This is a genomic window from Thermodesulfobacteriota bacterium, from assembly GCA_036397855.1.
Taxonomy (GTDB): Bacteria; Desulfobacterota_D; UBA1144; order Nemesobacterales; family CSP1-2; genus DASWID01.
Genome location: DASWID010000188.1, coordinates 1 through 6,854 on the forward strand (window position 1 = coordinate 1; position 6,854 = coordinate 6,854).

At 41.0% G+C, this 6,854-nt stretch carries 7 protein-coding genes; all 7 read right to left on the minus strand.

All coding sequences use genetic code 11. The features are described 5' to 3' along the window. Positions 1-312, minus strand: a 312-nt coding sequence (locus VGA95_14270) for a hypothetical protein (GenBank protein ID HEX9667708.1), incomplete at its 3' end; no start/stop codon positions are given. Positions 313-398: 86 nt separating this feature from the next. After that, entirely contained in the window at positions 399-824 is a 426-nt protein-coding gene (gene arfB / locus VGA95_14275; GenBank protein ID HEX9667709.1) for an alternative ribosome rescue aminoacyl-tRNA hydrolase ArfB, read from the minus strand. Between the two features lie 78 nt (positions 825-902). Further along, complete coding sequence (locus VGA95_14280; protein HEX9667710.1) at positions 903-1,580, minus strand: LysE family transporter; 678 nt, start codon at positions 1,578-1,580, stop codon at positions 903-905. Positions 1,581-1,732: 152 nt separating this feature from the next. Further along, entirely contained in the window at positions 1,733-3,982 is a 2,250-nt protein-coding gene (gene clpA / locus VGA95_14285; GenBank protein ID HEX9667711.1) for an ATP-dependent Clp protease ATP-binding subunit ClpA, read from the minus strand. Continuing rightward, positions 3,979-4,320, minus strand: coding sequence for an ATP-dependent Clp protease adapter ClpS (gene clpS / locus VGA95_14290; GenBank protein ID HEX9667712.1), 342 nt, complete (start codon positions 4,318-4,320; stop codon positions 3,979-3,981). The genes clpA and clpS overlap by 4 nt, the downstream gene beginning before the upstream one ends. Before the next feature lie 30 nt (positions 4,321-4,350). After that, positions 4,351-5,556, minus strand: a complete 1,206-nt coding sequence (locus VGA95_14295) for a GNAT family N-acetyltransferase (GenBank protein HEX9667713.1) — start codon at positions 5,554-5,556, stop codon at positions 4,351-4,353. A gap of 128 nt (positions 5,557-5,684) precedes the next feature. After that, positions 5,685-6,326 carry a radical SAM protein gene (locus tag VGA95_14300; protein ID HEX9667714.1) on the minus strand — a complete coding sequence of 214 codons (642 nt, stop codon included), beginning with the start codon at positions 6,324-6,326 and terminating at the stop codon, positions 5,685-5,687. Between the last annotated feature and the right edge of the window lie 528 nt (positions 6,327-6,854).

Consider the following 6,854-nt stretch of genomic DNA (forward strand, 5'->3'; position numbering starts at 1 on the left):
ATCCTGGTTCGGTAATTTGTCGATCCAGTCTGGAGGTTCTATACCATTGTGTTTATAAAACTCTAAGAGCGTTGGAAAGGTCTCTTGAAATGGTCCTTCTTTACCTGTGGGATACCATATAAAGTGACCTATACCTAGTGATGGGAATTCTTCGCCTTCATTCCAGACAACAAGATTTTCGGTTTTTCCTCCACATTCGTTAATATAAATGAGATTACCTATTTGTTTTAACTCTTCCTCAGAGAGCCTGGGTAGTTGTCGGTCGCTCTCTGCCTCGCTGGTGTAAAGAACAAGTATTAAGCAAAGAGTCATTAACGACGTGAACGTTTTAATGTTCATATCATTTGTTAGTTAATGTGCTCGAGATTGATAATATAGTGCATGTCGGTTTATGAATCTTATATTTCGGAATCCGTAGCAAGCCGTCTCAGCTTTTTGATTCGGCTCCTGCGACGCTTGGATTCAAGCCGTCTTTTTATTGATTGGTACGTGGGTTTTGTTTTACGCCTTATTTTCGGCTTTCGAGCAGCTTTAGCTATCAAGTTGATGAGGCGGTCCAATGCATCTTTTCTGTTTTTTTCCTGTGACCGATACCGACTGGCTTCGATTATTAATATTCCTTCTTCGGTCGCCCTTTTGCCAGCGATACGCAAGAGCCGGTTACGAACATCGGATGGTAAACTTGGCGAATTTGCCACATCGAACCTTAGTTGCACCGCAGTGGCAACTCTATTCACATTTTGCCCGCCTGGGCCAGAAGAACGTATAAATTCCTCCTTTATTTCGCTTTCATTGATGAAAATCTTATTCGTGATTTTGATCATTAATTTAGTTTAAGCTCGGTATCAGATCAACTCAAGTTTAAGAGGGTAGTCATCACCGATTTTTATATGGGGAAATCATTAATAAGTTGGAAAGGATATCAAGCTTAAAATAGCTGAGATACCAAAGATAAAAATTACAATTCCGGCGATCTTATTTACCCATGTCATCCGGCCGAAGTCGAACCTTTCACGAAAAACTAAACTCATACCCCATAGCGTGAGCCATATGAAGCCCGAACCAACAAATACGCCGAAGACTGTCAGACTAGCGGAACCATATTGCGAATTTGAACCGACTACTAGCCCTAATCCTGCAAACATGACCACAAACGTGATGATGGTAATCGGATTGGTAATGGCGATTAAAAAGGCTGACCCGAATGCATTAATATGATTTGGGCTTTTGGTTGGCGTTATTTTCTTCTGTGTTTCCAGAAAGAATACCTTTACACCGATTAAGCAAATGATTATTCCTCCTAAGAGTCGAATCCATTCCTGCTGGTCAATCAGAAAGTTGGAAACTACTGTTAATCCAAAAGCCGCGATGAAACCGAAAATCACATCAGCGGTTGTAGCGCCGAGTCCCGTTAGGAAACCGTTGATCTTTCCCTCTGTAATGGTGCGCTGAACGCATAACGTGCCGACTGGTCCAACGGGCATAGCTATGATGATTCCTACAACTATTCCCTTAAAGAATAAGCCCATCTCCATCGGCAATCTGTCTCTAAAGTATTCTACGCCAACTCGAGTACTCAATAAAAGGTCTCAAAATATACTTCTTTTGGTGGAGAATTTCAAATTAGAGCTTTGGCTTGTGAAATAAATCAGGATTGAATGCAATTAATTATCAAAATCCAAAAAAATCTACGCTGATGATGAATTCTTTTAGTTATTTTCTGTAGTTTCGACTAGTTATTTGAATCGATTTCGATGCTTAACTTATTTCCTTTCGACTTGATTCGTGCGTTTCCCCCTGTTGCCAGCTTCCCGAATAAGATTTCTTTTGATAATCTTTCAGTAATTTCTGTGTCTACCAGTCTTTGAATTGGCCTAGCTCCAAGCCTTGAATCGTAACCCTTTTCAGCCAGGTAGGTTCTCGCATCTTTTTCAAGTTCGATGGATACCTTTTTGGGTTTTAATCTATCGGCCAATTGGCCGATGATTTTATCAACGATCCTTTTTACGACTTCCATGTCTAGAGAATTAAAATGCACGATAGCGTTGAGTCTATTTCTGAACTCCGGGCTGAAGTATCGATCGATGGCCTCGGCGCTTTTGTCTTCGTACTCGTGTTTTCCAAATCCCATAGTCCTTATACTACTCTCCCTCGATCCCGTATTAGTCGTCAGGATCAGAATTATTTGCCTAAAGTCAACCTTTCTTCCGTTTGAATCGGTTAAAGTAGCGTGATCCATCACCTGTAATAATATGTTGTAGATATCTTCATGGGCTTTTTCAATTTCGTCCAGTAGCAATACGGCGTGAGGATGCTGGTTAACTGCTTCTGTGAGTTGACCACCCTGATCGAAGCCTACGTATCCCGGTGGTGAACCAATAAGACGCGATACGGTGTGCTTTTCCATATATTCGCTCATGTCAAAACGCATAAACTCTACGCCAAGTAGGGAGGCCAACTGTTTTGCTAGTTCGGTCTTTCCGACACCTGTAGGCCCTGCAAACATAAAGGAGCCCACAGGCCTCTGTGGTTCATTGAGACCCGCTCTTGACATTTGAATTGACGTTACTAGCTTTTCTATTGCCGAGTCTTGTCCGAAAATAACCTTTTTTAGATCGTCCGAGAGCGTTATCAGTCTTTGTCGGTCGTCGACCCTTACAGTTCGAGAAGGGATTTTAGCAATCTTAGAGATCAGGGACTCTATGTCTTTAACCGTGACCTGCCTTATTTTTGACTTTTGGTTTCTCAGCTTGACTTCCGCGCCAGCCTCATCGATGATGTCTATAGCCTTATCCGGCAATCGTCTATCGTTTAAATACTTGGATGATAACTCGACTGCTGCCTTAAGCGCAGAATTCGAGTAGCTCACGTTGTGGAAACTCTCATAGTAATTCCTTAAGCCTAATAAAATTTTGAGAGTTTCTTCTTGGCTTGGTTCAAAGACGTCAATTTTCTGGAATCTCCTGGCCAGTGCGTGGTCTTTTTCAAAGACGCTTCTATAGTCTTTTAATGTGGTTGTGCCTATACATCTTATCTCGCCGTTTGCCAGGGCGGGTTTCAACATATTTGAAGCATCCAATGTGCCGCTTGAAACGGCTCCTGCCCCTATAACGGTCTGGATCTCGTCTATGAATAGTACCTTATTTTTGTCACCTTTGACCGCATCGATAATCGCCTTTAGCCGTTCTTCAAAGTCTCCCCTATAACGTGTTCCAGCGGTCAGGGACCCCATGTCTAATGCATAGATGTTTAAATCTTTTAAAGCCGGAGGGACTCTGTTTTCGACAATATAAAGCGCCAGTCCCTCGGCTATAGCGGTCTTACCGACTCCGGCATCACCCACAAATATGGGGTTGTTTTTTCTTCTTCTGGCCAGTATATGAATTGTTCGTTCAATCTCTGTTTCACGACCTATTAATGGGTCGATTTTCCCATCTTTTGCTTTTTGGACCAGATTTGTGCAAAATCTCTTCAAAGGGTCTTTTGGTTTAGAATCCTTAATTTTTTCGTTGTCAGTAATAGGGGCTCCAGAGCTTTCATCTCTTAGATTCTCGGAGTCTCCATGAGATATGTATCGAACTACGTCGAAACGCGTGACGCCCTGCTGATTTAGAAAATAGACGGCATGAGATTCTTTTTCCCTGAACAATGCCACCAAAACATTGCTGCTGTCGAGCTCTTCTTGACCTGCCGATTGAACATGCATGGCTGCCAATTGTAATGTTAGCTGGCTTCCCAATGAGTATTGGGGATCGAGTATTTCTTCTCCTTTGATTGAAGCCATTTTCTCGTCCATAAATTTTTCTAATGACTTCTTAAGCTCTTCCACATCAACTCCGCACCCGATTAGAATCCTTAATGCATGAGTGTCCTCTGTTAATGCTAGGAGTATATGTTCTAGGGTTATAAACTCATGTCTTCTATTCCTTGCTTCCCTATATGCCCTGTTTAGGGTCTTATCGAGTTCTTCAGATATGATCATTCGTCTTCTCCGCCTTCTTCGACTTCCATGTCACACTTTAATGGATGCTGGTGTTGTTTCGCTAAATTGTCTACCTGCATCACCTTTGTTCTTGCGATGTCATAAGTATATACGCCAATAATACTTTTACCTTTTGTGTGAGCGTCAAGCATTATTCGTGTGCCCTCTTCTTCACTCTTATAGAAAACCTTTACCAATACCCATACTACAAATTCTCTGGGTGTGTAATCATCATTCAATAGTACAATCCTGTACATATCGGGTCTTTTTAATTGAGTAGTTTCTTCGGTGAGGAGCTCTCCCTCAAGATCGTCAATATTTATTCTCTCATCAGACATAATCTGGTCCCTAGATTTAATTATTATTTTTTATATTTGTTCATGCAAGTATTTTAAAGGTGAAATCCTGTTGTAATCGTTTATTAATCTTGTAGTGTAATTTCGCTCATTAATTAGATATTTTTTTATAGCTTCATTAGCCTCACGATTTATGATGAAATGAGAACTGTAAGTCGGCACAGCAACAAAGCCCCTCAGAAACTTATGCTCACCCTGTGCACCGGCTTCAAATATTTCAATTTTATTTGCTATTGAGTAGTCTATCAACTTATAGTAGCAGCATTCGAAATGGAGATTTTTGAAATCCCTAATGGATCCCCAGTAACGCCCGAAGAGTGTTTTGTTTTTAACAACGTTAAAGGTACCGCCAACAAATTTGTCTTCATCCTTCGCTAAAACCAGAACCAATCTATGCCTGAAGTTTTCAAACATCAAATTGAAAAATTGCCTGTTTAGATAAGGCCTTCCCCATTTTCTAGATGTTGTATGCAAATAAAATTCCCATATTGCATCCATGTGCTGTCTTTTAATGTCCTCTTTTTCGATAATTGATATATTTAAACCAAGTTCTCGAAGCTGCCTTCTTTCCTTTCGAATCTGTTTTTTCCTGTTTGAGCGCATATCGTCTAGGAAGTCGTCAAAACACTCGTATTCTCTATTTTTCCAATGATATTGATGGGTTTTCCTAGTCAAAAAACCGAGCTTCTCTAGAAACCTTTGTTCCTTCTCGGTCAAGAAAAGAAAATGAATAGACGAGATATGCTCTTTTTTACAGAATTCAATTAGGCAATTAACCATCACGAGAACTATTTCCTCAAACGAGTAGTCTGGATCTACCAGAATGCGCGTTCCATTAGCGGGAGTAAATGGTATTGCCACTACCACCTTGGGGAAATATTGCAGGCCTGCATTCTCAAAAGCCTGTGCCCATTCCCAATCAAAGATGTATTCACCGTAGGAATCAAACCTTACATAGAACGTCAAGGCACCTATAATTTTTTTGTCATCGGATAATACGATATGTCTTGGTATCCAGCTCGTATCGTTGCCAACACAACCGGAAATTTCGAGGGCTTCAAGAAATTCATATTCGAGAAAGGGATTTTCGCGATCTGTGATACGATTGTATTGATTTTTATCGATGTGCTTGATTGAGTCGTATACCGTTAGATTAAAATGACTACTCTTTTTATTTTCTTTGGGATTGTGCGGAAAGGTTTTGTTTACGTTTTGCATCACTGAATATGAGGAAATTAATTGTTAGCAGAAGAAGTCATTACCATCGAACCTATTACTGCATTAATTTATATCCTTTAATAATTTAACCTAAAAATTGATCAGTTTTAAACCTTATCAATAAATCCTCATACCCCTCTTTTCTCCCCCCAAATGATCTTATGGAGTTGTGGTAGGACTCTTATATCTTCAAGTTTGTCCTGGATTATCTTTTCTGTAAGCCACTTAAGGTTTGTGCCATGGACAGGTTGAAAAATGATGCTGGCTTCGATCTTATAGCTTTTTAGAATAGATTTGGCATATTCGTAATCGACTCCGTCTTTGATGACGAATTTTAGCTGATCCTTTGGGCGTAGCTTCTCGAAGAGCCTAAAATTCATCCTATCTTCCATTTTCGAGCTTGGGCACTTGCAATCCATACTGATGACGCAATTATCGGTCCAAAAAATGGGTGGGGGATCCTTATGACCACTTGTCTCCAGTAAGATATTGTATTCATCCCTTACTAAATCATCTGCGAGCTCTTCTAATTCTGTTCTTTGTAAGAGGGGCTCTCCCCCTGTGATACAAATCCTCTTACATTTAAATGTTTCAATAGTATTCCGTACGTCTTCTATTGCCATTTGCTTAAAATCCCGCCCTTCCACTGCATACATGGAATCACACCATTCGCATCTCAGATCGCATGCAAAAAGGCGGACGAATACCGTAGGCAGTCCTATTTCAATGCCTTCGCCCTGAATTGAAAAGAATATCTCGCTTATTTTCATTTCTATTTTCTATTGCAACATAAAATAATACCAATACCCGTTATATAATGCCACTAGGGTGGGAGTTCATGGGGCGCCCAAAAATTCAGTTTCCTCTCCCCGAAGGCTCATTCCCGAATGCTACCCGATAAACTTGTCCTCGAAAGTATTTGTCGGGGAAACATTCGGGCACAAGCGTAATCGGGCATCCCCCTGATTTCCTTCTCCCCTTTGGCAAAGGGGAGCTAGAGGGGATTATTAGGACATCTCTAGAGACGATGCCAAGGTCCCCGCACATGTTTTTGATCTGCGAATGCCTCTATCGGGAATCCATAAAGAGGTGCTGCGAGCTCCCGCGAAGCAATCTCCTCTTTTATGGTCATCGTACTTCGACCTACTCAGTATAGACTCCACTGCGGCGATCTCCTGCCTATCACTTGAAGAATTGGGTTACTTACACGAAAAGAAGGAGGACAAGTAGGACGAAGCTCATGCTGGGGCAAGTAATAAAGACAATTTAAAAAATCGCGCGGGGTAGAATAAAAATAA